Annotated in this window: 24 protein-coding genes; 18 read left to right on the plus strand and 6 right to left on the minus strand. The window is 43.8% G+C overall.

Features of this window, described 5'->3' with window-relative positions:
* From AB4232_RS14625 to AB4232_RS14640, 4 genes are all read right to left on the minus strand, one after another.
* On the minus strand, window positions 1-1,076 hold a 1,076-nt coding region (locus AB4232_RS14625; RefSeq protein ID WP_372087424.1), incomplete at its 3' end, for an MCP four helix bundle domain-containing protein.
* Window positions 1,077-1,385: 309 nt separating this feature from the next.
* Window positions 1,386-2,312, minus strand: coding sequence for an aminoimidazole riboside kinase (locus tag AB4232_RS14630; protein WP_372087431.1), 927 nt, complete (start codon window positions 2,310-2,312; stop codon window positions 1,386-1,388).
* Window positions 2,313-2,401: 89 nt separating this feature from the next.
* A complete protein-coding gene (locus AB4232_RS14635; RefSeq protein WP_372087425.1) occupies window positions 2,402-3,772 on the minus strand; it encodes a PTS transporter subunit EIIC in 1,371 nt (456 codons plus the stop codon).
* A gap of 16 nt (window positions 3,773-3,788) precedes the next feature.
* Entirely contained in the window at window positions 3,789-5,231 is a 1,443-nt protein-coding gene (locus AB4232_RS14640) for a sucrose-6-phosphate hydrolase (protein ID WP_372087426.1), read from the minus strand.
* 198 nt (window positions 5,232-5,429) lie between these two features.
* On the opposite strand from AB4232_RS14640, the gene AB4232_RS14645 reads away from it, so the two are divergent.
* Window positions 5,430-6,443: a LacI family DNA-binding transcriptional regulator gene (locus AB4232_RS14645; protein ID WP_372087427.1), complete on the plus strand. Its 1,014-nt coding sequence runs from the start codon at window positions 5,430-5,432 to the stop codon at window positions 6,441-6,443.
* Between the two features lie 43 nt (window positions 6,444-6,486).
* On the opposite strand, the gene AB4232_RS14650 is transcribed toward AB4232_RS14645, so the two are convergent.
* The gene (locus tag AB4232_RS14650; RefSeq protein ID WP_017098076.1) at window positions 6,487-6,927 is read right to left on the minus strand and encodes a CBS domain-containing protein; all 441 of its coding nucleotides are present in this window, start codon (window positions 6,925-6,927) and stop codon (window positions 6,487-6,489) included.
* Between the two features lie 335 nt (window positions 6,928-7,262).
* Between AB4232_RS14650 and queA the strand changes: the two genes are divergently transcribed.
* The 5 genes from queA to secF all read left to right on the plus strand — a co-directional run bounded on the left by queA (window position 7,263) and on the right by secF (window position 12,925).
* Window positions 7,263-8,315 carry a tRNA preQ1(34) S-adenosylmethionine ribosyltransferase-isomerase QueA gene (gene queA, locus AB4232_RS14655; protein ID WP_372087428.1) on the plus strand — a complete coding sequence of 351 codons (1,053 nt, stop codon included), beginning with the start codon at window positions 7,263-7,265 and terminating at the stop codon, window positions 8,313-8,315.
* Window positions 8,316-8,509: 194 nt separating this feature from the next.
* The gene (gene tgt / locus AB4232_RS14660; RefSeq protein WP_009848280.1) at window positions 8,510-9,646 is read left to right on the plus strand and encodes a tRNA guanosine(34) transglycosylase Tgt; all 1,137 of its coding nucleotides are present in this window, start codon (window positions 8,510-8,512) and stop codon (window positions 9,644-9,646) included.
* Between the two features lie 110 nt (window positions 9,647-9,756).
* Window positions 9,757-10,086, plus strand: coding sequence for a preprotein translocase subunit YajC (gene yajC, locus AB4232_RS14665; RefSeq protein WP_009848281.1), 330 nt, complete (start codon window positions 9,757-9,759; stop codon window positions 10,084-10,086).
* Between the two features lie 20 nt (window positions 10,087-10,106).
* Window positions 10,107-11,963, plus strand: coding sequence for a protein translocase subunit SecD (gene secD, locus AB4232_RS14670; protein WP_009848282.1), 1,857 nt, complete (start codon window positions 10,107-10,109; stop codon window positions 11,961-11,963).
* 14 nt (window positions 11,964-11,977) lie between these two features.
* Window positions 11,978-12,925 (plus strand): protein translocase subunit SecF, encoded by a 948-nt coding sequence (gene secF / locus AB4232_RS14675; RefSeq protein ID WP_012603308.1) that lies wholly within the window; start codon window positions 11,978-11,980, stop codon window positions 12,923-12,925.
* A 316-nt stretch (window positions 12,926-13,241) separates the two neighbouring features.
* On the opposite strand, the gene suhB is transcribed toward secF, so the two are convergent.
* Window positions 13,242-14,045 carry an inositol-1-monophosphatase gene (suhB, locus tag AB4232_RS14680; RefSeq protein WP_009848284.1) on the minus strand — a complete coding sequence of 268 codons (804 nt, stop codon included), beginning with the start codon at window positions 14,043-14,045 and terminating at the stop codon, window positions 13,242-13,244.
* A 181-nt stretch (window positions 14,046-14,226) separates the two neighbouring features.
* On the opposite strand from suhB, the gene trmJ reads away from it, so the two are divergent.
* The 12 genes from trmJ (at window position 14,227) to AB4232_RS14740 (ending at window position 24,433) form a co-directional block, all read left to right on the plus strand.
* The gene (gene trmJ / locus AB4232_RS14685) at window positions 14,227-14,955 is read left to right on the plus strand and encodes a tRNA (cytosine(32)/uridine(32)-2'-O)-methyltransferase TrmJ (RefSeq protein ID WP_004735091.1); all 729 of its coding nucleotides are present in this window, start codon (window positions 14,227-14,229) and stop codon (window positions 14,953-14,955) included.
* 116 nt (window positions 14,956-15,071) lie between these two features.
* Window positions 15,072-15,593 (plus strand): Fe-S cluster assembly transcriptional regulator IscR, encoded by a 522-nt coding sequence (gene iscR / locus AB4232_RS14690; RefSeq protein ID WP_012603310.1) that lies wholly within the window; start codon window positions 15,072-15,074, stop codon window positions 15,591-15,593.
* Window positions 15,594-15,620: 27 nt separating this feature from the next.
* Window positions 15,621-16,835 carry an IscS subfamily cysteine desulfurase gene (locus tag AB4232_RS14695; protein WP_372087429.1) on the plus strand — a complete coding sequence of 405 codons (1,215 nt, stop codon included), beginning with the start codon at window positions 15,621-15,623 and terminating at the stop codon, window positions 16,833-16,835.
* A gap of 33 nt (window positions 16,836-16,868) precedes the next feature.
* Window positions 16,869-17,246: a Fe-S cluster assembly scaffold IscU gene (iscU, locus tag AB4232_RS14700; protein ID WP_004735094.1), complete on the plus strand. Its 378-nt coding sequence runs from the start codon at window positions 16,869-16,871 to the stop codon at window positions 17,244-17,246.
* A gap of 101 nt (window positions 17,247-17,347) precedes the next feature.
* Window positions 17,348-17,671, plus strand: coding sequence for an iron-sulfur cluster assembly protein IscA (iscA, locus tag AB4232_RS14705; RefSeq protein WP_004735095.1), 324 nt, complete (start codon window positions 17,348-17,350; stop codon window positions 17,669-17,671).
* Between the two features lie 80 nt (window positions 17,672-17,751).
* Window positions 17,752-18,267 (plus strand): co-chaperone HscB, encoded by a 516-nt coding sequence (gene hscB, locus AB4232_RS14710; RefSeq protein WP_009848288.1) that lies wholly within the window; start codon window positions 17,752-17,754, stop codon window positions 18,265-18,267.
* Between the two features lie 22 nt (window positions 18,268-18,289).
* Window positions 18,290-20,140: a Fe-S protein assembly chaperone HscA gene (hscA, locus tag AB4232_RS14715; RefSeq protein WP_017103108.1), complete on the plus strand. Its 1,851-nt coding sequence runs from the start codon at window positions 18,290-18,292 to the stop codon at window positions 20,138-20,140.
* A gap of 20 nt (window positions 20,141-20,160) precedes the next feature.
* Window positions 20,161-20,499, plus strand: coding sequence for an ISC system 2Fe-2S type ferredoxin (fdx, locus tag AB4232_RS14720; RefSeq protein ID WP_017098073.1), 339 nt, complete (start codon window positions 20,161-20,163; stop codon window positions 20,497-20,499).
* Window positions 20,500-20,591: 92 nt separating this feature from the next.
* Window positions 20,592-20,792, plus strand: a complete 201-nt coding sequence (iscX, locus tag AB4232_RS14725; protein WP_004735099.1) for a Fe-S cluster assembly protein IscX — start codon at window positions 20,592-20,594, stop codon at window positions 20,790-20,792.
* A 205-nt stretch (window positions 20,793-20,997) separates the two neighbouring features.
* Window positions 20,998-22,293: an aminopeptidase PepB gene (pepB, locus tag AB4232_RS14730; RefSeq protein WP_017099586.1), complete on the plus strand. Its 1,296-nt coding sequence runs from the start codon at window positions 20,998-21,000 to the stop codon at window positions 22,291-22,293.
* Between the two features lie 106 nt (window positions 22,294-22,399).
* Window positions 22,400-22,834: a nucleoside-diphosphate kinase gene (ndk, locus tag AB4232_RS14735; RefSeq protein WP_004735101.1), complete on the plus strand. Its 435-nt coding sequence runs from the start codon at window positions 22,400-22,402 to the stop codon at window positions 22,832-22,834.
* Window positions 22,835-23,290: 456 nt separating this feature from the next.
* Window positions 23,291-24,433, plus strand: coding sequence for a bifunctional tRNA (adenosine(37)-C2)-methyltransferase TrmG/ribosomal RNA large subunit methyltransferase RlmN (locus AB4232_RS14740; RefSeq protein WP_372087430.1), 1,143 nt, complete (start codon window positions 23,291-23,293; stop codon window positions 24,431-24,433).
* Window positions 24,434-24,604: the final 171 nt, after the last annotated feature.

Below are 24,604 nucleotides of genomic sequence, written 5' to 3' on the forward strand. Positions count from 1 at the left end.
TCTAAAGTGTTTGTGTATATACCGGTTTCTTTACCCGTAATTGGAATCTGCTTTGAAAGATCACCAGCGGCGACTTCGGCAACAATTGCTTGGATGTCACTTGGCTCTCCTCCAACGACTTTCCATACACTGCGGTAAATCGAAACGGCAATGCTAAGAGAAGCGGCGACAACGAGAATTGAAAGAACGCCAAGCACAAATTGCGCGTTAGAGAATCGCTCGACCATATTAGGCCCGACAGAGTCTTGCTCTGACTTTGTTGATAGCTTTATCTCTTCAATTGTTTTTGCTGCATTAACACCAGCAAGATCAAGAGTCCCTGAAATGATGCCATTTCGCGTGTTTATAGTGTCAACGATCTTTGAAAATGTGTTGCGGTAAATTTTGAAGGCACTAGTGAAATCGTTTAAGTAGTTGATTTGTTCCATCGACATGAGTTGAGATTCGATTGTTTCTGCAAGTAGTGCGGCAGAGGCAAACTCTTTTTCAGCACGCTGAGCATCTTCTGTTTTATTGCTCGTCAGAAATTTAGAAGCGTACAATCTTGATAGCAATACATGCTGCTGAAGCTGTCCTGAACTGACAGCAACTTCTAAATCTTCTTCAGCTGAAGCCTGGGTCATTAGGTTAGTCACTGCCTCACGCATATTGACCCCTGATGGGTCTAAGGCCTCTTGAACTAGGTTGTTTCGAGTATTAACAAGTTGAACAACCTTGTTAAAGCCTTGGCTATATTGATCAAGCTGCTTCTTTATCGTTAGGAATTCATTTTTGTGTAGATCGTCAAGATGAGAGTCTAATATTTCATCTATCAATTGATTTGATGCGGTGATACGTCTATTCAGTTCAGAAGCATGTGACGGAATAGGGTTTTTAATATATTTAAGTGCAGATAAACGAGCTTCCAGTATATTGGCTTGGATTCGACCTGTTGAGACACTTGTTATTGCAAGAGAGCGGTAGGTGTTAAACCCATCACTCGATTGATAAAAGCGTAATGAAGCAACGACTGAAATAACCAAAATTAGCGCGAGAATCACGCCAAAACCTAAGGACAGCAATTTCTTTAAACTCATAAATATCATTCCTAGTAAGGCAGCTTGTTTTTATTCTTAACAAATTCTTACATGATTCTAACGATAAATATATCAATAAATAGTATGTATCCACTATATTTTGATGCCTAAGAATGATGGGTAAATAGGTTGTTGATATTATTGGATTTTGCTTGTTGCTCGTCTGGTTTCACATCAGCTGAGAGTTATTGTTTAGGCCTCTTCCGTATGATTAACGCATCTTTAATTTGTATTACAAAGTCATGGAGTAGGAAAGTTCGGTTTGGTATAGCCTAATAGCTTGATTATTAGGCTATTTATATTGTTGGGTTAAAGCTTATTTAGGGATGTGAGTAGCTTTCTTTTCTCTGGTAAAGCGGTCATTGCGCCTTTCTGGGTTGTTGCTAATGCCCCGCAGCCATTGCCCCACATTACTGCTTGTCGAATGATTTCAGGTTGATGCCATTCCTCGTATTGTGAGAGGTAGGCGAGTAGACCTGAGACAAAGGCATCTCCCGCACCAGTAGTATCAATGGCTTGAACTTTTTGACTCGCAATGTGCTCTCGTTGTCCATCTACTATCATCAACGAACCCGTAGCACCTAAGGTGACCAAAGTGACTGGGATTTTCAATCGGTCTAGTGCTGTTATTCCTGATTCTAATGTGTTGCTTTCTGTAAGAAAAAGCAGTTCTTCTTCTGAAAACTTAACCACATCTGCTAAGGCGATGGCTTGCATAACGATAGGACGAATCTCTTCAGGGATTCGCCAAACCTCTTCTCTTAGGTTGGGGTCAAAGCTAACAAATCCTCCTTTTGATTTGATTGCTTTAAGTGCTTTCAGCGTTGTACTTCTGCTTGGCTCATTTGCTAATGCGATTGAACAGCAGTGTAGCCACTCACCTTGATTAAAGGTTGGGATATCATCTTCTGTCATGAACTGATCTGCACTGGGTTTTACCATGAAGGTAAAAGTTCGCTCGCCATCTTGGTCAAGATCGACCAGCACGGTTGATGTTCTGTGTTTTTCATCGAATTTGAGTTGGGACGTATCAACCCCTTGCTCTTGGAGAACCTCTGACATAAAACGACCAAATGGATCATTACCAACTCGGCCAAAAAAACTAGCTTGGCCTGATAAACGAGCAATACCAACCGCAACGTTTGCGGGGGCGCCGCCTGGACATTTTAAGTAGGTAGAGTCGCTCTCAGGAATTAAATCCACCACAGCATCGCCAGTTAACCATACCTTATTCATCATTATTTCCTCATATAGAAGCCCACCTGAGCATAAGTAGGTGGGAAATGGGTGACTTGCCTAGGGGGAAGCAAATCACCCAAAGTTGATTAAGCGTTTTTAACCGGGTTATAGATGCGAGTCAGCATAAATGCTGTGGCAAATGCACTAGCAATAACGGTTAGGTAACCAATGACCGCAGAAAGTGATTGCGAATAAAGAAGAATACCTGGAATAAAGGTAATGCCCATACCGGTTGCACTGATGTTGAGTAAGTAAGTAACAAGCCCACCTACAGCACCGCCTACCATGCCAAAGACAAAGACTTTTCCATATTGTAAGTTCACACCAAACAGAAGTGGCTCTGTAATACCAAATAGTGTGGATATCGAAGCACTGTAGGCATTACCTTTTTTCAGTTTATCTTTGAGTAGAGTCGCGACGGCTATCGCAGCGCCAAATTGACCTGCCATTGAAGCAGTACCAAGAGGTTGCAGTGGGTTAACACCAGTTTCATTTAATAAGCCAATCTCAATGACACCAAGAGCATGGTGTAGACCGGTGATCACGATCATTTGCTGAACGGCACCATAAAGGATGTAACCAATACCAAGAGGTAGGTCGAGCGCCATACGTACTAGAGAAGTACAGCCGTGTTCAATGCTTTGTAGAATCGGACCAAAGCCAAACAAGATGACAAATACGGCAATCGTAATGGTTAAAAATGGAGTGAAGACTAGGTCCATACTTGCTGGAATGAAGCGGCGTAGATTACGCTCCAAGTAAGAGACAAACCAACCTGCGAATATTGCTGGAAGTACAGTGCCTTGGTAGCCCACTAATGGGAAGTTGATTCCCAATAAGTTGACCATCATCGGCTCGGCACCGCCAGAGGCTACCGCCCAAGCATTAGGTAATTGTGGGGCGACCATCATCAAACCAACAACGATGGCAATAATAGCATTGCCACCGAATTTCTTTGCCGCAGAATAAGCGATTAAAACGGGTAAGAAGGCAAAGGCAGTGTCGGTTAGCATGCTAAATAGGGCAAGCGTTTCGGGTGAGAAACTCATGCCAGAATGCAGCATCATGCCACGTAAACCCATCAGTAAGCCGGTGGTCACTAGTGCTGGGATCAGTGGGATCAAAATATCGGCGAGAGTGCGAACCACTTTTTGACTTATGGTCATATCTGCGAAGGCATCTTGTTTAAAATCTGAGTTATCAAGCTCTCCGCCTAATGCGTGCTTTAATGAGTCATAAACGTGAGAGACTGTACCAGTGCCAATAATAAATTGGTGTTGACCTGATTGATAAAAGTAGCCGCTGATCTGTTTAATTTCTTTTGCTTTTTCAGAATCAACTTTTTCGTTGTCTTTTAGGATGAGGCGCAAGCGTGTGGCGCAGTGTTCTGCGTTGCGGATGTTCTCTATGCCCCCGATACTCTCGAGTATCTCGTTTACGGTAGCGTCATAATTCATTTTGTTCACCATTTTATTATATTGTAAGGTAGTTAAGTTTGATATCCATATCGGTATCTTCTTTTTGTAATATATTTAATCTGTGTTCTTCATTTTCAGGGAAAAACAAACAAGTAAATACATCTCGTCCATTGTTGAGGTATATCTCAATGATGCTTTGGTCACATATAAATTTGACATCCGTTATGTCATAATTTGTTCTGTGATGTCTGACGCTTCCAAATTCCCAATCTTCTGGATGGTGGTTATATTGGCTTCGATCTAAGTGAATATCTCTGTCTTTAATAGAGAATAACAATTTCTTATTTTTAGTTTCGATGGATATTTTTATATTTCCATTGAACTCATTTACATCGAGTGAAAATGAAAGTTGCTCTAACTTAATGGGTATATTGGTTCTATTTATTTCCAATGGACGCTTATTAAAAGAGTCAGATTGCAAAATCTTCGGTTGTTGGTATAAGCGACGATTAAGAATTGATAGTGTTCTCGGCAATGTTAAACAGTTAACCCAGCCAAATTGGCGACTTGGTAGTTCTTCATCGGTCCCTGCCCATGCAATAAGAGTTTGCTCATCTGGGGTGTTCGCCATAGTTTGTGGGGCATAAAAATCAAACCCACGGTCCAATTCATCCCAGTGTTCAACTTCAAAGGTCAGTTTTTCGAAGTTGATGCTGCCTAAACAATAGATAACGTTGAATCGGTTATGGAATCGACTTCCGTTTGCCTTGCTACCTTGCGGTGAAAAAATTAAAACGTCATGGCCGTCAACGTTTAATAGATCAGGACATTCGAACATGTAACCGGTTAAGAATTCCCCTGAGAACTGAAGATCTAATTCTCCTTTGAATTCCCAACTGAGCAAGTCATCCGATTGATATATGATGATTGCCCCTGATAGATCGGCTTCTCGCTGTGCACCGAGCAACATGTAATAGTGTTCATTGTGTTTAAGGATTTTGGGATCTCGTACATGCCCGGTATACCCCTTGGGAACCGACTTAATCACTGGATTCGGACTATACTTGGTGACGGCATTAGTGTTATCGAGTAATGCTAAACATTGGTTTGCATCTCGAGATGATCCTTTTTTAATGTTTCCTGTATAAAATAAATAAGCGTTATTATTTTCTACAAAAGCACTGCCGGAATATGCTCCGTGAGATTCATAGCTTTCTTTTGGTGTTATTTTAGAACCATGCCTCTCCCAATTTAATAGGTCATTAGAAGTTAAATGCATCCAATGCTTCATTCCATGGTAGGTATCGAATGGAAACCATTGGTAAAATAAATGGTATTGATTATTGAAAAAACAAAAACCATTTGGATCATTTAATAAACCATGGGGAGGCGTAATATGAAATAAAGGTCTCATTTCTGATGATCTTTCTATTTCAGTAAACTTAGTTATTTCACTAGTCGTTGCTAAATTGATTGTTTTGTATTTTTGTTCTTGCACGATGGCTTACCTAATCATGTTGCTTGGTTTAAATCATAGGTAGGGTGACGATTTGATAAAATAGTGAGGACGAATTCTCCAGTCGTTCTGAGTGAATATTGGCTAAATCTGTAGTTGTTTGTGATGTAACACCAAGTCTTGTTACATGTTTTTGGTTAATGTATTGGGTTGGTAGATTGTTAAAGAGAATGAGTGAACATGACTATTAGGGATGTTGCTAAACGTGCGGGTGTATCAATCGCGACAGTATCAAGGGTGCTAAATGGTAGTGAGCGTGTCTCTGAGCAAGCAAAGCTGTCTGTGATTAGTGCGATGGAAGCTCTGAACTATCAGAAACCGCCTGCGAAGCGTAAAAAGCCAACTAAGCTGTTTGCTGTCATTGTGCGAAATATGTCGAATCCTTTCTTTACTCAGCTAGTGGATGTTCTTGAGGAAGAGGCCTACAAGCATGGCCGAAGCATACTGTTGTTTAATAGCCGGAATAACTTACAGTTAGAGAAGACGTTTCTTTCGGAGTGCATCAACCATAAAGTTGATGGTGTTTTTCTAATCCCTCGCTCGTTGAAAAAAGAACATCTAGAGCCATTAGGTGAGCTACCGTTTCCTGTCGTATTGTTGACAGCGACAGACCCTACTGTTGCGAGTATAGGAACTCATCACCAGCACGGGGGTGAGCAAGTTGCCTGTTATTTTGCTAAGCGAGGGTATCGTCGTATTGGCTTTATTGGAGCCAGTGATATTCAATCGGATCGTTTTATTGGTTTTCAAACAGAACTAAAGTCTCGCGATATCCTGTTGGATAAAAAACATGTGTTAGCTCCCTATACTACGGAGTCGTTGACAGAATATATCCAACACTTGATCGTCGATAATTCTTCGCCAGTGGAAGCTGTATTTTGTTCCGATGATATATCGGCTAGTCATCTATTTAATGGGTTAAAATCAGTAGACAGTCAACTGCTTGAAAGGGTTGATATTGTAGGGTTTGATGACACATTTATTGCCCAGTCATTGGGCTTTTCAAGTGTTAAGCAACCAATACATCAAATTGCGCTGTTAGGTTTTGATATGATGATGGAGTTGATTCAAATCGGAGAGTCTTTTCCAAAAGCTATGTTGCTAGAACCGACAGTCGTTATCCGACATACACCTAAAGTTCCGTCTATTTCACGTAGCCCTGAAATTCTTCGTAATAACGTACAGCAACGCTAAGGATTCGCTCTCTTTCCTTAGCGTGTCTATTGGTGAAGAGTGGTTAATTTACCTCTTCCGGTTCCGCTTCTTCTTGTAGCTCTAGCAGGTTAATGGCTATCGTAACGAAATCGCTGTCTGTAATGATGCCCACGAGTTCGTGGTTCTCTACGACAGGTAAACAGCCCACTTTGTGTTTCTGCATATAAACAGCAGACTCTTTTAGTCCTGCGCGCGGCTCTACAGACATAACACTCTTGTGCATGATGTCATTGAGTGGTGTTGCAAGAGTATAGGATTGAGCTTGTGGGATGTTTTGTAGGCTAGATTCTTGAGCGGCAAGAACGTCTCGCTGTGTGACGACGCCAAGTAGTTGTCTGTCGGCATCAACAACCGGAATATGGCGGATATCAAGCGCTTCCATCATGTGCTTTGCATCGGCCAGAGAGTGTGAGCGCAATAGGGTATGAGGGTTGCGAGTCATCATATCTTCAACCTTGATCATACAGACCTCCTTCTTTTTTATTTGTTGCTATTACTATAGTTTTTTATCCAAAAAATAACTGAGATCTAACGCATTTTTGGGTGAGTTTCATGCAACTAATTTTGGCTTTTTTATGAGGGGGAGTGGTCGTATTATTTTACGACTCTTTACAATAATCCAATGCTGTAAACCTTGCTATTGCGGCTCGTGTGCCTATACTAGCCCACTGCGAAATTTTTAGTCATGTTTACGATGTGTTTCTGGTAACGATTTACTTACCGAAACGATTGTTCGGCAACTTCGACTTAATATTCGTCAACGGCATAAATATCATCAACTAAGACAAGACTCGACACATGCAAGTTTCAGATTTTCACTTTGACCTACCAGATGAACTCATTGCTCGCTACCCTCAAGAGGAGCGCACAGCAAGCCGCCTACTTAAATTAGATGGCAACAATGGCAACCTAGCTGATGGTTCGTTTAAAGACGTTTTAGACTTGGTTGAGCCAGGCGATCTTGTTGTTTTTAATAACACTCGCGTGATTCCTGCTCGTGTATTCGGTCGCAAGGCATCAGGCGGTAAGCTTGAAGTGTTGGTTGAACGTATGCTGGATGAGAAAAGCATTCTTGCGCATGTTCGTTGTTCTAAATCACCGAAACCGGGTACCAAATTGTTCCTTGGTGAGAACGATGAGTATGAAGCTGAAATGGTGGCACGTCATGATGCGTTATTTGAAATCCATTTCACATCCGATCAAAGCGTTTTAGAGATTCTTAACAGTGTTGGTCACATGCCACTGCCTCCTTACATCGATCGTCCAGATGAAGACGCCGATAAAGAGCGCTACCAAACTGTCTATAATGAAAAGCCGGGTGCGGTTGCTGCGCCAACAGCAGGCCTTCACTTTGATGATAAGCTAATGGCTGACATGAAAGAAAAAGGTGTTGAGTTTGCTTACGTGACACTTCACGTTGGTGCTGGTACGTTCCAGCCAGTAAAAGTCGATAATCTCAATGACCACCACATGCATGCTGAGTACGTTGAAGTACCGCAAGAAGTGGTGGATGCCGTAGCTGCTGCAAAAGCACGTGGCGGACGCATCATTGCCGTTGGTACAACCTCTGTGCGTTCACTAGAAAGTGCGGCTCAAGATGCAGTGAAAAATGGCACTGAGTTAGTTCCTTTCTTTGGTGACACAGAAATCTTCATCTTCCCTGGTTATGAATATCAGCTGGTGGATTGCTTGATTACCAACTTCCACTTACCAGAATCAACGCTGATTATGTTGGTGAGTGCATTTGCTGGTTATGACAATGTGATGGGCGCATACGATCACGCAGTGAAGAGCGAATACCGTTTCTTCAGCTACGGTGATGCGATGTTCATCAATAAGAAAGCGAGCTAATTTTAGCTGGTTGTAAACGATATAAGCAGAATTTACGGGTGCTAGCAGTAGGCTAGGAGTCGGGCAGGGTGTCTGTCTAATCTCTCGCAAGGAATACGCGACCGCTCCTCATAGAACCCACTAGACTGAACTTTTGTTCGGCCTAAGGTTCTGAATTAACAGTCAGATTGTTTCTCTGGCATATTGGAGGCTTCGTGAAATTAAAATACGAACTTAAAAAAACTAATAGCGGCGCACGTCGTGGTCAACTTCAGTTTGAACGCGGTACCGTTGAAACCCCAGCATTCATGCCTGTAGGTACTTACGGTACGGTTAAAGGCATGACACCTGAAGAAGTAAAAGACACAGGTGCTGAAATCCTATTAGGTAATACATTCCACCTATGGCTACGTCCTGGTCAAGAAATCATGAAACTGCACGGTGATTTGCACGATTTCATGAACTGGAAAGGTCCTATCTTGACTGATTCAGGTGGCTTCCAAGTATTCAGCCTAGGTGCAACGCGTAAAATCACTGAAGAGGGTGTTCATTTCCGTAACCCTGTAAACGGTGACAAGATTTTCATGGACGCTGAGAAGTCGATGGAAATCCAAAAGGATCTAGGTTCAGACATTGTAATGATCTTTGACGAATGTACGCCTTATCCTGCAACGCACAAAGAAGCTAAAGACTCAATGGAGATGTCTCTTCGTTGGGCTCAGCGTTCACGCGATCACTTTGATAAGCAAGAAAACCCGAACTCACTATTCGGTATCGTTCAAGGTGGCGTATACGAAGACCTTCGTGATGTATCCGTTAAAGGCCTAACAGAAATTGGCTTTGACGGTTACGCAGTAGGTGGTCTAGCAGTAGGTGAACCAAAAGAAGATATGCACCGCATTCTTGAGCACACATGTCCTCAACTGCCTGAAGATAAGCCTCGTTACCTAATGGGTGTAGGCAAACCTGAAGACTTGGTTGAAGGTGTTCGTCGCGGTATCGATATGTTTGACTGTGTTATGCCAACGCGAAATGCACGTAATGGCCACCTGTTTGTAACGGAAGGTGTGATCAAGATCCGTAATGCGAAGCATAAAACCGATACAACACCACTAGATTCAGATTGTGACTGTTACACTTGTAAGAACTACAGCAAGTCGTACTTACACCATTTGGATCGTTGTAACGAAATCCTAGGTGCTCGACTGAACACGATTCACAACCTGCGTTTCTACCAACGAGTAATGTCAGACATTCGTCAGTCTATCGATGAAGACCGCTTTGAAGAGTTCGTTGCAGAGTTCTACGCAAGAATGGGGCGTGAAGTGCCACCACTAGGTAAAGAATCTTAGTATTTCTTTTTTGCGAGCCCTATCTCTCTTCCGAGTGATGGGGCTTGAAAATAAAGGGATACGACCCAATTAGACAAACAATTACGAAAATATAATAGAGGATGTTTTAAATGTTTATTTCTCAAGCTCACGCAGCAGCAGAAGGTGCACCAGCAGGCGGCGGTTTCGAAATGCTTATCATGCTAGGTATGTTCGCTGTGATCTTCTACTTCATGATCTACCGTCCACAAGCTAAGCGTGTTAAAGAGCACAAGAGCCTTATGTCTTCTATGGGCAAAGGTGATGAAGTTCTTACAAGCGGCGGCCTAATCGGCAAGATCACTAAGATTGCTGAAGACAGCGACTACGTTGCTATCGAACTGAACGCAAACAACGAAGTCGTTATCAAGAAAGACTTCGTTACAGCAGTGCTACCAAAAGGTACTCTGAAATCACTATAAACAGCTAGAGGATCCTCGCTGTGCTAAACCGTTATCCGTTATGGAAGTATTTGATGGTGATGTTTGCCATCGCTATCGCTGCGTTGTACGCACTTCCAAATATATACGGTGAAGATCCGGCAGTTCAAGTTACAGGGGCGCGTGGCGCCTCTGTAGATCTGTCTACGCTGGATGCTGTCACCAATGCTCTTGAAGCAGAAAACCTTTCTACTAAATCCGTTGCTCTCGAAAACGGTTCCATTCTTGTTCGATTTAACGATACAGATACGCAAATCAGTGCCCGTGATATCATCACAGAAGCACTCGGTGATGACGTTATCGTAGCTTTAAACCTAGCGGCTTCAACTCCTGATTGGCTTGAATCTATTGGTGCTGCACCAATGAAACTGGGTCTTGATCTACGTGGTGGTGTTCACTTCTTAATGGAAGTGGATATGGACGCTGCGATGCAAAAACTGGTTGGCCAACAAGAAGAAGCGTTCCGCAGTGAACTTCGTGAAGAGAAAATCCGCTACCGTGCTATTCGCCCATCGGGTAAAGATGCGGTTGAAGTGATTCTGCGTAACGAAGAGCAGCTTGCTGAAGCGAAATCGCTTCTGCAATCTAAGCACCAAGATATGACGTTCGTAGATTCAGAATCTAACGGTCGTTTCTCTTTGATTGCTAACTTCACTGAAACTCGTCTTCAAGAAATCCGCAATTATGCGGTAGAGCAAAACATTACTATTCTACGTAACCGTGTTAACGAACTTGGTGTTGCTGAGCCTTTGGTTCAACGTCAAGGTGCTAGCCGTATCGTAGTGGAATTGCCAGGTGTTCAAGACACGGCTCGTGCTAAAGAAATTTTAGGCGCAACCGCGACTCTTGAATTCCGTGAAGTGGACAGCAGTGCCGATTTGGCCGCTGCAGCTTCTGGCCGTGCTCCTGCTGGTAGTGAAATTAAGCAAGACCGTGATGGTCGTCCTGTAGTACTTAAGAAACGCGTTATCTTAGGCGGTTCTAGCATTACAGATGCAAGCTCAAGTGTTGATGAATATGGTCGCCCACAAGTTAACATCTCGCTAGACAGCGAAGGTGGTAGCAAGATGTCTACATTCTCTCGTCAAAATATCGGTAAGCTAATGGCAACCGTATTTGCAGAGTATAAAGACAGCGGTCGTAAAACACCTGAAGGCCGAGTGATCCTAAGCAAGCACGAAGAAGTGATTAACCAAGCGACGATTCAATCTGCGCTTGGCCGTAACTTCCGTATTACAGGTATCGACTCAACGGCTGAAGCTCATAACTTGGCACTTCTACTACGTGCAGGTGCATTGATTGCGCCTATCTCGATTGTAGAAGAACGTACGATTGGTCCATCTATGGGTCAACAAAACATCGATATGGGTATCATGGCGATGGTTTGGGGTATGGCTGCAGTAATGCTGTTTACACTGCTTTACTACCGTACTTTCGGTTTGATTGCGAACGTCGCTCTGATGGCTAACTTAGTGTTGATTATTGGTGTGATGTCGATGATTCCTGGCGCGACAATGACGCTACCAGGCATTGCCGGTATCGTATTGACGGTCGGTATGGCAGTCGATGCCAACGTTCTTATCTTTGAGCGTATACGTGAAGAACTTCGAGATGGACGTAGTCCACAACAAGCGATTCACCAAGGTTATGCAAACGCATTTAGTACAATCGCCGATGCCAACATCACCACACTACTAACAGCAATCATTCTATTTGCTGTCGGTACAGGTGCGATTAAAGGCTTCGCGGTAACGTTATCAATTGGTATCTTGACTTCAATGTTTACAGCTATTATCGGAACACGTTGTATCGTGAACCTGATGTATGGCGGCAAACGCGTTAAGAAACTGTCGATCTAAGGCTAGGAATTAATATGTTTCAGATTCTAAAAGCAGACAAAATGATCGACTTCATGCGTTGGTCAAAGGTTGCCTTTTTATTCTCAATCTTGATGATTGGTACTGCTATCTTCACCCTAACAACGAAATCGTTGAACTGGGGTCTAGATTTTACTGGTGGTACCCTGATTGAAGTGGGTTTTGAGGAGCCAGCAAATCTGCCTGACATTCGAAGCGCACTAGAAGCTGAAGGCTTTGGTGATGCTACGGTACAGAACTTTGGTTCTGCGCGTGAGGTAATGGTTCGTCTACGTCCACGTGATGGTGTTGCGGGCGAAACGCTTGGTAACCAAATCCTGTCTGCAATTAAAGATGGTACTGGTGAGCAAGTTGAGATGCGTCGTATCGAGTTCGTTGGTCCTAACGTAGGTGACGAATTAACAGAAGCTGGTGGCCTTGCTATCCTTGTTTCTCTGATCTGTATCTTGATCTACGTATCCGTACGATTTGAATGGCGATTAGCTGCAGGTGCTGTATTAGCCCTAGCGCACGACGTTATCATCACACTAGGTGTGTTCTCTCTAATGCAAATTGAGGTCGACCTTACCATCGTAGCAGCCTTGCTAACGGTAGTCGGTTACTCCCTCAACGATACCATAGTGGTATTTGACCGTATTCGTGAGAACTTCCGTAAGATGCGTAAAGGCGAGGCACCTGAAGTGCTGAACAGCTCAATCACACAAACATTGAGCCGTACATTGATCACTTCTGGTACCACGTTATTCGTAGTTATCGCACTGTTCGTTCAGGGCGGCGCTATGATTCACGGCTTTGCGACTGCACTTCTACTGGGTATTACCGTTGGTACTTACTCTTCTATCTACGTTGCATCTGCACTAGCTATGAAGTTGGGTATTACGCGTGAACACCTAATGCCACCACAAGTGGACAAAGAAGGTGAAGAGTTTGACGAAATGCCTTAGGCCGCGGCTTAACAACTTTCGCTAAACCAAAAAAACCGCTGGGCAACTAGCGGTTTTTTTATGTCTGTATATTGTGGGTTAGCTTTTGTATCCGATTGCACATTGCCGTATTTGCCAATACCAATACCAAGTGCCAAAGTAGCTAAGTCACTATCTAGTGGCGATCTAAATACAGCTTACAGAGCAGTGATTTGTGCTCACTGTAACTAACCGACATTTTGGTCGTATCTCGTATCTCGGATACAAAAAAGCCCCGCATAGCGAGGCTTTGAAAATCTTCTGCTCTTAACTAAAGAGCATTAACGCAAGGTCTGAATTACTTCAGCATACCTTCGTTAGAGTTCTCACGAACGTGCTTAAGAATAGACTTAACACCACGCGCGCTTGAAGCAACAACATTACCAGACGTCATGTAATCAGTGCCGCCAGCAAAGTCAGTCATGATAGCACCAGCTTCACGAGCGATTAGATCGCCAGCTGCTAGATCCCATGGCTTAAGGCCTAGTTCTAGGTAACCGTCAACACGGCCAGCTGCTAGGTAACATAGGTCAAGAGCTGGAGAACCAGTACGACGGAAATCAGCACAATCAACGAATAGACCAGAGATGATCTTCATGAAAGATTCAGAGTGTTGTTTTTGCTTGAATGGGAAACCAGTCGCTAGAACAGTACCTTGAAGGTCTTTTAGTTGAGTAACACGCATACGAGCGTTGTTAAGTTGAGCGCCAGCGCCACGTTGAGCTGTGAATAGCTCGTTTAGCATTGGGTCATAAACACAAGCAACTTCTGTACGACCGTTCATGCGAACAGCGATAGATACAGAGAAGTGAGGGAAACCTTTTACAAAGTTGTTGGTGCCATCTAGTGGGTCAACGATCCATTGTACGTCAGAATCTTTACCTTCAGTTAGGCCTGACTCTTCAGAAATAATGCTGTGCTCTGGGTAAGATGATTTGATTGTCTCAATGATCATGTACTCAGCTTCTTGAGCAATGTTAGTAACGTAATCGTTGTTACCTTTTAGAGACGATTCGATCTTATCAGTTGTTTCTAGAGATTTAGCAATATGGTTGCCAGCTTTACGCGCAGCGCGTATCGCAATGTTTAGCATTGGATGCATATGGTTTTTCCCACAAGATGTTAAAGAACAGTTTAAAGCGGCGGCGAGTATACCAAAGTTTCCCCAAAAGGGAAGTGGTTATTTTTTGAACTCTTGATTTCACATTCCGAGAAGGGTCTGACCATTTTACTTAGCTATGTGTTAATATCTCGCGATTATTTTTAAAGTGGTGTCATATAGCATGTTAGACAATGTAAAAGTCGTTCTGGTTGGTACGTCTCATTCGGGAAATATCGGATCAGCAGCTCGCGCAATGAAAGTGATGGGTTTGAGTCAGTTAGTTCTTGTAGACCCTCAATGTGAAGTTGACGAGCAGACCTTAGCACTGGCTGCGGGTGCAGGTGACATCGCGGAAAACGCGACCATCGTTTCTACACTGGATGAAGCAGTAAAAGACTGTGGTTTGGTGGTTGGTTCGAGTGCACGCTCTCGTACGCTTGAATGGCCAATGCTTGAGCCGCGTGAATGTGGACAAAAATTTGCAGTTGAAGGTCAAAAGCACCCTGTAGCGTTAGTGTTCGGCCGTGAGCGTACTGGCTTAACCAATGATGAGCTTCAGAAGTGTCATTTCCATGTATGTATTCCTGCAAACCCAGAATACAGCTCACTAAACCTAGCAATGGCAGTACAGACTCTTAGCTATGAAGTGCGTGTAGCACACCTTGATATGGTGGCGAGCCAGTACCAGCCGCAGCAACAAGATGAGTACCCTCGTCACGAAGAACTAGAAATGTTCTATGAGCACCTTGAAAAAGTGATCATTGATACCCAATTTATCTCTAAGGATAAGCCGGGTCAGGTGATGAATAAGCTACGTCGTTTGTTCAGTCGAGCTCGTCCAGAGCTGCAAGAGATCAACACTCTACGCGGCATTTTGACTTCAATTGAGAAGAGCAAAAACGACAAATAAAGCCCATACAAACCTTAAGGGTGAATACCTGACTAAAATAGTCAACTAAATACTTGACCAATTTAGTCGGGTATGGGAAAATTCCAACCACATAAACAATGTGGATACGGTGTGATATGAAACTTACATCTAAAGGAAGATATGCGGTAACAGCTATGCTAGATGTAGCACTGCATTCGCAAAAAAGCCCAGTTCCTCTGGCTGATATTTCAGAGCGACAAGGCATCTCGTTATCTTACTTAGAACAACTTTTTTCTAAGTTACGTAAAGCTGGCTTGGTTGCTAGTGTTCGTGGTCCTGGCGGTGGTTACCGTTTAGGTGCTGAAGCGAGCGACATCGCTGTCGGAACTGTAATTGCTGCAGTTGACGAATCAGTCGATGCAACTAAGTGTCACGGTCGAGCAGATTGCCAAGGCGGTACTCGTTGTTTAACTCACACTTTATGGCGTGATTTAAGCTCCCGAATCAGCAGCTTCTTAAACGACATTACGCTCGGTGAGCTAATGAAAGATAACGAAGTTTTAGAGATTTCTGATCGTCAAGATATCGATCTTGCGGTTAATAATGGTTTTGCACATAAAAATACGAGCACTACAACGATTAGTGCAGCACCTCACGGTGTTAATGCCCGCTCTTAGCGGTCAGTTTTTACATTGGAGTAGAAAATGAAACTGCCTATTTACTTTGACTATTCAGCTACATGCCCAGTCGATCCACGTGTTGCTGAAAAAATGGTTCAGTGCATGACGATGGACGGTAACTTCGGTAACCCTGCATCTCGTTCACACCGTTACGGCTGGCAGGCAGAAGAATCAGTAGATAATGCTCGTGAGCAAATTGCCGATCTACTAAATGCAGACCCACGTGAGATTGTTTTCACGTCAGGTGCTACAGAGTCAGATAACCTTGCTATCAAAGGTGCTGCGCACTTTTACGAGAAGAAAGGTAAGCACGTAATCACGTGCAAAACAGAACACAAAGCGGTTCTTGATCCATGCCGCCAATTAGAGCGTGAAGGTTTTGAGGTTACATACCTTGAGCCAGAAGCAAACGGCATCATTGATCTAGACAAGCTTCAAGCTGCAATGCGTGAAGATACTGTTCTAGTTTCTATCATGCACGTAAACAACGAGATTGGTGTAATCCAAGATATCGGTGCAATCGGCGAATTATGTCGTGCACGCAAGATCATCTTCCACGTTGATGCGGCGCAGTCTGCGGGTAAAATCCCACTAGACGTAAAAGAGATGAAAGTTGATCTTATCTCTATGTCTGCACACAAAGCATACGGCCCTAAAGGCATCGGCGCTTTGTTCGTTCGTCGTAAGCCACGTATTCGCCTTGAAGCGCAAATGCACGGTGGCGGTCATGAACGTGGTTTCCGTTCTGGTACGCTTGCTACTCACCAAATCGTGGGTATGGGCGAAGCGTTTGCTATCGCTAAGCAAGACATGCAGAAAGATTACGATCACGCACTAGCACTTCGTGAGCGCCTATTGAAAGGTGTTCAAGATCTAGAAGCAGTAACCGTAAACGGCGACTTAGACCAACGTGTACCACACAACCTAAACGTGAGCTTTGCTTTCGTGGAAGGTGAATCTCTGCTTATGTCTTTAAAAGACCTAGCGGTATCATCAGGTTCTGCATGTACATCAGCAAGCCTGGAGCCTTCATATGTTCTACGTGCTCTTGGTCTGAACGATGAACTGGCACACAGCTCAGTACGTTTCTCATTCGGCCGTTTCACAACGGAAGAAGAAATCGACTACGCGATTGCACAAATCCGTGTAGCGGTAAACAAATTACGCGACATGTCTCCTCTATGGGATATGTATAAAGAAGGGATTGATTTGAACACTGTTGAGTGGGCTCATCACTAATCTCACGGAAATAGAGGATTCGAGGTAACTATCATGGCATATAGCGAAAAAGTAATTGATCACTACGAAAACCCACGTAATGTAGGTTCGTTTGATAAAGAAGACCCAAGTGTAGGTAGCGGCATGGTTGGCGCACCGGCTTGTGGTGACGTAATGAAACTGCAAATCAAAGTATCTGCAGAAGGTATTATTGAAGACGCAAAATTCAAGACTTACGGTTGCGGTAGCGCAATCGCTTCTAGCTCACTAGTAACTGAGTGGGTTAAAGGTAAAAGTATTGATGAAGCAGCTGCTATTAAAAACTCTGAAATCGCAGAAGAGCTTGAGTTGCCACCAGTGAAAGTTCACTGTTCAATTCTTGCTGAAGATGCAATCAAAGCAGCTGTTGCGGATTACAAAAAGAAGCACTAATCGCTTCAATAACGTAATTACGTCGATAAAAAAGTAATATTTGGGAGCATCCTTTGTGCTCCCCCTGAGTTCTCAATTTATATAAAACACAAGGTTGTAGTATGGCCATCACCATGACAGATACGGCAGCAAGCCGAGTTCAAGCTTTCCTAGATAACCGTGGTAAAGGTCTCGGGTTACGCTTAGCAGTAAAAACTACTGGCTGTTCGGGTATGGCGTATGTACTGGAATTCGTTGACGAGCTTAACGAAGAAGACGAAGTGTTTGAGCATTCAGGTGTTAAGGTCATCATTGATCCAAAGAGCCTAGTATACCTAGATGGTACTGAGCTTGATTATGTAAAAGAAGGCCTAAACGAAGGTTTTGAATTCAACAACCCGAACGCGAAAGGCGAATGTGGTTGTGGTGAGAGCTTCAATGTTTAAACGCTTGAATCGTTAAGCGTTGTAAGCGAAGAATAAAATTAGGCTCTGAACAAAGAGCCTAAACTTAGGACCACCTTTACATGAATCATTTCGAATTATTTGGGCTACCACTTCAGTTTCAACTGGATGGTAGCCTTCTTTCTTCTCAGTTTAGAGATCTGCAACGCCAATTCCATCCTGATAAATTTGCGATAGCTTCTGAGCGTGACCGCTTATTAGCCGTGCAAAAAGCGGCACAGATCAACGATGCGTACCAGGTATTGAAGAATCCAATCAGCCGAGCAGAATACCTGCTAGTTCAACACGGTGAAGACATTCGTGGCGAACAACAAACCATGCAAGATCCGATGTTCCTGATGGAGCAAATGGAACTGCGTGAAGAGCTAGAAGATATCGCAGACAGTTCTGATCCCGAAGATGCGCTATTTGCATTTGAAGGCAAGGTTAGCAAAATGTATAAACAACAATTAAGCGCTATCCAACAAGAACTCGAAAGCGAAGCTTGGCTAGAAGCTGCAGACCGAGTAAGAAAGCTTAAGTTTATTGCAAAATTAAAGAATGAAATCGAATTAGTTGAAGATCGTTTGATCGGCTAGTTTGTATAACAAGGACACATCCATGGCACTACTTCAGATTGCAGAACCAGGGCAAAGCGCCGCTCCTCACAAGCACAAGCTTGCTGTGGGTATTGATTTAGGTACAACAAACTCGTTGGTTGCTGCAGTACGCAGTGGCGAGGCAAGTACACTCGTTGATCAACAAGGTCGAAGCATTTTACCTTCAGTTGTTCACTATACGTCAGAGTCGTACACCACTGGCGATGAAGCTCGTGCTAACGCGCAGACTGACCCTAAAAATACCATTATCTCAGTTAAGCGATTAATCGGTCGTTCACTGTCAGATATTCAACAGCGATACCCGTCTCTGCCATATCAGTTTGAAGAAAGTGATAATGGTTTACCTGTGATCCGTACAGAACAAGGCAACAAGAACCCAATCCAGGTTTCTGCTGATATTCTACGAGCGCTTGGTCAACGTGCTGAGTCTACGCTAGGCGGTGAGTTATCTGGCGCCGTAATTACGGTTCCTGCGTATTTTGATGATGCACAGCGTGCTGGTACGAAAGACGCGGCTCAACTTGCTGGTCTTCACGTGTTACGTCTTCTTAATGAACCGACTGCGGCAGCGATTGCTTACGGTCTGGATTCAGGTAAAGAAGGGGTGATTGCGGTTTATGATCTTGGCGGTGGCACGTTTGATATCTCTATCTTACGCCTGTCTAAAGGTGTTTTTGAAGTATTAGCAACGGGTGGCGACTCTGCATTAGGCGGAGACGACTTTGACCACTTGATCGCAGAGCACTTCCAAGAGCAAATGGGCTTATCAGAGCTAACCGCAGAACAGAATCGTATTCTTCTAGATGCAGCAACAGAAGCGAAGATTGGCTTATCTGAAGCTGAAAGCGTTAATGTTGAAGTGTTGGGTTGGGCTGGTTCATTAACTCGTGAAGAGTTTGAAGAGATCATCAAGCCACTGGTTAAGAAAACACTGCTTTCGTGCCGTCGTGCATTGAAAGATGCTGAAGTTGACGCGGATGATGTTCTAGAAGTCGTGATGGTCGGCGGTTCAACTCGTACATTGCTTGTCCGTGAAATGGTGGGTGACTTTTTTGGTCGTACGCCATTAACCAGCATTAACCCAGATGAAGTGGTTGCGATTGGTGCTTCTATCCAAGCGGATATCTTAGTCGGTAACAAGCCTGACTCTGAAATGCTGCTGCTTGATGTTATTCCTCTTTCCCTAGGTATCGAAACGATGGGTGGCTTGGTCGAAAAGATCATTCCACGCAATACCACTATCCCTGTTGCTCGCGCACAAGAATTTACCACGTTCAAAGACGGTCAAACTGCAATGACAGTGCACACCGTGCAAGGCGAACGTGAGATGGTTGATGATTGTCGTTCATTGGCTCGTTTTGCTCTAAAAGGTATTCCACCAATGGCGGCTGGTGCGGCGCATATTCGTGTGACTTACCAAGTAGACGCTGATGGCCTGCTATCGGTTACTGCTATGGAGAAGAGCACAGGTGTTCAAGCTGAAATTCAGGTTAAACCGTCTTACGGCTTAAGCGATAATGAAGTGGCGAGCATGCTGAAAGATTCGATGACGTTTGCTAAAGAAGACATGCAAGCGCGTGCTCTAGCTGAGCAACGTGTAGAAGCAGATCGTGTTATCGAAGGCCTTATTGCAGCAATGCAAGCTGATGGCGATGAGCTGCTTGATGAGCAAGAAAAGCAGCACCTTCTACAAGCTATTGAAGCACTGATTGAAGTGCGCAATGGCGAAAGCGCTGATGCCATCGAACTAGAAATTAAGAATACCGACAAAGCGAGCCAAGACTTTGCTTCTCGTCGTATGGATAAATCAATTCGAGCTGCACTGTCAGGTCAGTCAGTCGATAATATTTAATAGTTAGAGAATAGATAAACATGCCAAAGATTATTGTTTTACCTCACGAAGATCTATGTCCAGAAGGCGCTGTTTTAGAAGCAAAAACTGGTGAGACGGTTCTTGATGTTGCATTGAAGGCCGGTATTGGTATTGAACACGCATGTGAGAAGTCGTGTGCATGTACTACATGTCACGTCGTGATTCGTGAAGGTTTCGACTCTTTAGAAGAGAGTGATGACCTAGAAGACGACATGCTAGATAAAGCATGGGGTTTAGAGATGGAATCTCGCCTTGGTTGCCAAGCTAAAGTAGCTGATTCGGATCTTGTTGTAGAGATTCCAAAGTACACGTTGAACTTAGCTTCTGAAGAGCATTAAGAAATAAGCTCGACTAAAACTGTTAGTAAAGCTGGCATAGAATATAAGTCACTAAGATGACAAATCGTCGCTGATAAAGATAAGGAAATGTTATGAGTTTGAAATGGATTGATTCGCGAGATATTGCGATTGAACTATGTGATTTATACCCAGATACCGATCCTAAAACAGTACGCTTCACGGACTTGCATCAATGGGTGCTAGATCTTGAAGATTTTGATGATGAGCCGAATCACTCGAATGAGAAAATTCTAGAGGCCATTATATTGTGCTGGATGGATGAGATGGATTAATCCTCTTGTCTAATCACTTGGTCGCGGGTTGGTTCAGTCCAATGTAAAACGCAGCCAAGTTAACAATTCTTACTAAAAAAAGCGGACCTTATGGTCCGTTTTTTTATCAAAATGACATTTTCCTCCTACATAATGCTAACATCAGTGCGCTAATAAAAAACAATCAGAATCACATACTCAAAGTGGTTCATGACAAGGAGAAATCATGTCTACACAGATGTCAGTATTTTTAAGTCAAGAAGCTGCCCAGCCTCAGTGGGGAGCAAGAGCTATTTTATCGTTCTCAGAAGCGGGAGCGACAATTCACATTGGTGAAGGCCACGATCTAGGCGCGGTTCAACGTGCGGGTCGTACGCTTGACGGACAAGGTATCGCATTGGTTGCACTTAGCGGTAAAGGCTGGGATCTAGAAAGTGTTTGGGCTTTTTACCAAGGCTACCGTGGACCAAAGAAAAAGAATGCATTGGAGTGGGATACTCTAGCTGAAGCTGATCAGGTTGAATTGGAAGCACGTATCCGCGCGACAGATTGGACGCGTGACATCATCAACAAAACGGCTGAAGAAGTTGCCCCTCGTCAATTAGCGACAATGGCAGCTGAATACATCAAGTCAGTGGCACCAGCAGGCACTGTTAAAGCGAAAATCGTTAAAGACAAAGATCTCCTAACTGAAGGTTGGGAAGGCATCTATGCGGTAGGCCGCGGCTCTGAACGTACTTCTGCAATGCTTCAACTGGACTTCAACCCAACCGGCGATGAAAACGCACCCGTGTTTGCTTGTCTTGTGGGTAAAGGTATCACTTTCGACTCAGGCGGTTACAGCATTAAGCCAGGTCAATTCATGACAGCAATGAAGGCTGACATGGGTGGCGCAGCGACTATTACCGGTGGTTTAGGTCTAGCGATTGAACGTGGCCTGAACAAGCGCATTAAGCTTATCTTATGTTGTGCTGAGAATATGATCTCTGGTCGTGCATTGAAGCTTGGCGACATCATTACTTACAAAAATGGTAAGACTGTCGAGATCATGAATACCGATGCGGAAGGTCGTTTAGTTTTAGCTGATGGCCTGATGTTCGCAAGCGCTCAGAATCCAGAGTTGATCATCGACTGTGCAACGCTAACCGGCGCGGCTAAAAATGCATTAGGTAACGACTACCACGCATTATTGAGCTTTGATGATGAGTTGTCTCATCAAGCACTAACGGCTGCGAACCAAGAGAAAGAAGGTCTATGGCCATTGCCTCTTGCTGATTTCCACCGTGGTATGTTGCCTTCAAACTTTGCTGATCTTTCAAACATCAGCTCTGGTGATTACACACCGGGTGCAAGTACAGCTGCTGCGTTCCTTTCTTACTTTGTAGATGACTACAAAAAAGGTTGGATTCACATGGATTGCGCGGGTACTTACCGTAAGTCATCAAGTGATAAGTGGGCTGCAGGCGCGACCGGTATGGGTGTTCGTACACTGGCTCGTCTTCTTATCGACCAAGCAAAATAATAATAAGAGTGAGCGGTATTTCGATACCGCTTATTCATAAACTCAGATCGAATGATCTTAGTAATTTCAGTATTTAATAACAAAAAAATGAAGTGAAGGAATCCCTATGGCTCTAGAAAGAACGTTCTCAATTGTTAAGCCGGATGCAGTTAAGCGTAACCTTGTCGGTGAAATCTACCACCGCATTGAAAAAGCTGGCCTACAGATTATTGCCGCTAAAATGGTTTCTCTTACAGAAGCGCAAGCAAGTGGATTCTATGCAGAACATGAAGGTAAAGAGTTCTTTGGACCACTAAAAGAGTTCATGACTTCTGGTCCTATCATGGTTCAAGTACTTGAAGGCGAAAATGCGATCGCTCGTTACCGTGAACTAATGGGTAAAACTAACCCAGAAGAAGCGGCATGCGGCACTATCCGTGCTGACTACGCAATCAGCATGCGTTACAACTCAGTACACGGCAGTGATAGCCCTGAATCTGCGGCTCGCGAAATCGAATTCTTCTTCCCAGAATCTGAAATTTGCCCGCGTCCAGCTGAATAAGCAGACAACAGCAAGTCTCAATAAAGGCTTCACTTCGGTGAAGCCTTTTTCATTTCTGGTGAGTTCTCGTGTCATTCCTGAGAGTGAAGAAGGAGCATATCAGGAGTCTGAGTTTACTATTGGAGATTCCAGATACCTCGTTCCTCGGTTCTGGAATGACGAACAAGTCGCGTTAATTGGAAGGCTGAGAAGGTAACGAGCAGCGTTAGCTGGAGGTCGGAGAAAAGCATGAGTATTAGGTGGTTAAAGCCCGTCATTCCCGAAAGCGACGGAGGAGCGTAATCGGGAATCTCTCTTTGAATTGGCCGAACTTAAGCAGGTAAATTTGACTGTGTAAATTTCAATCACTTAAGTTTGAATGTCTTAGTAAACACAAGGTTTTACAGTGCTTGTTGAAGTTGCGTAAAGGCTGTACAATTCGCGCCCTTAATTATTGTTCCGTCATTGAGAGGCATCATGACCACAGCTAAAGTCAATCTACTCGATTTTGATCGTAAAGGTCTTCGTAAATTTTTCACAGAAGAACTGAATGAGAAAGCGTTTCGAGCAGAGCAAGTGATGAAGTGGATTTATCACTTCGGTGTCGATGACTTCGAACAAATGAGCAACATCAACAAAAAGTTACGTGAGAAACTGCTGCATCGCTGTGAGATTGTTGCACCTATCGTTTCTGAAGCTCAGCACTCTGCGGATGGCACCATTAAATGGGCGATGAGCGTTGGTGACCAAGACGTTGAGACTGTATACATCCCAGATGGTGACCGTGCGACGCTATGTGTTTCTTCGCAAGTAGGCTGTGCGCTTGAATGTAAATTCTGCTCTACAGCTCAACAAGGCTTCAACCGTAACCTGAAAGTTTCAGAGATCGTTGGTCAAATCTGGCGTGCAGCACGTGAAATCGGTTTAGAGAAAGAAACGGGTCGTCGTCCAATTACTAACGTCGTAATGATGGGTATGGGTGAACCTCTATTGAACATGAAGAACCTAATTCCATCATTGGAGCTGATGCTTGATGATCTGGGTTTCTCACTGTCTAAGCGTCGTGTAACAGTATCAACATCTGGTGTTGTTTCTGGTCTTGATCAGATGACAGACAACATCGATGTCGCTCTGGCGATTTCTCTACACGCACCAAACGATGCACTACGTAGCCAAATCATGCCAATCAACGACCGTTGGGATATCCAAGACTTCCTTGCATCGGTTCGTCGCTACATTGCATCTTCAAATGCTAACCGCGGCAAAGTAACGGTTGAGTACGTTCTGTTGGATCATGTAAATGATGATATGGACCACGCTCGTGAACTTGCTGAGTTAATGAAAGATACGCCTTGTAAGATCAACTTGATTCCATTTAACCCTTATCCGGGTTCGCCTTATAAGAAGCCAAGCAACTCTCGTATTGATCGCTTCCAAAAAACGCTGATGGAATACAACTACACAGTTACGGTTCGTAAAACTCGTGGTGATGATATTGATGCCGCATGTGGTCAGCTGGTTGGTGATGTTATTGATAGAACCAAGCGTACTAAAATGCTGAAAGCCGCCTCTGAAGCTAACTTGATCGCAGGTGATGTGATTCAAGTAAAAGCGGTTTAAATACCATTTAGATCTAAACAAGCCAGAAGGATTCCTTCTGGCTTGTTGCTTTTCTGGAAGGTGAATTTCCAATAATTGGATTTTTTCCCCATGCTTTCTTACATTTTTCGTCAAATTTTGGACAAAACCATGAGCTGACGGTAAATTTTGTTTAAAGTGTTTTTGCCTTGC

The sequence above is a fragment of the Vibrio sp. 10N.286.46.A8 genome (assembly GCF_041470165.1).
In the GTDB taxonomy this organism is placed as follows: domain Bacteria; phylum Pseudomonadota; class Gammaproteobacteria; order Enterobacterales; family Vibrionaceae; genus Vibrio; species Vibrio tasmaniensis_A.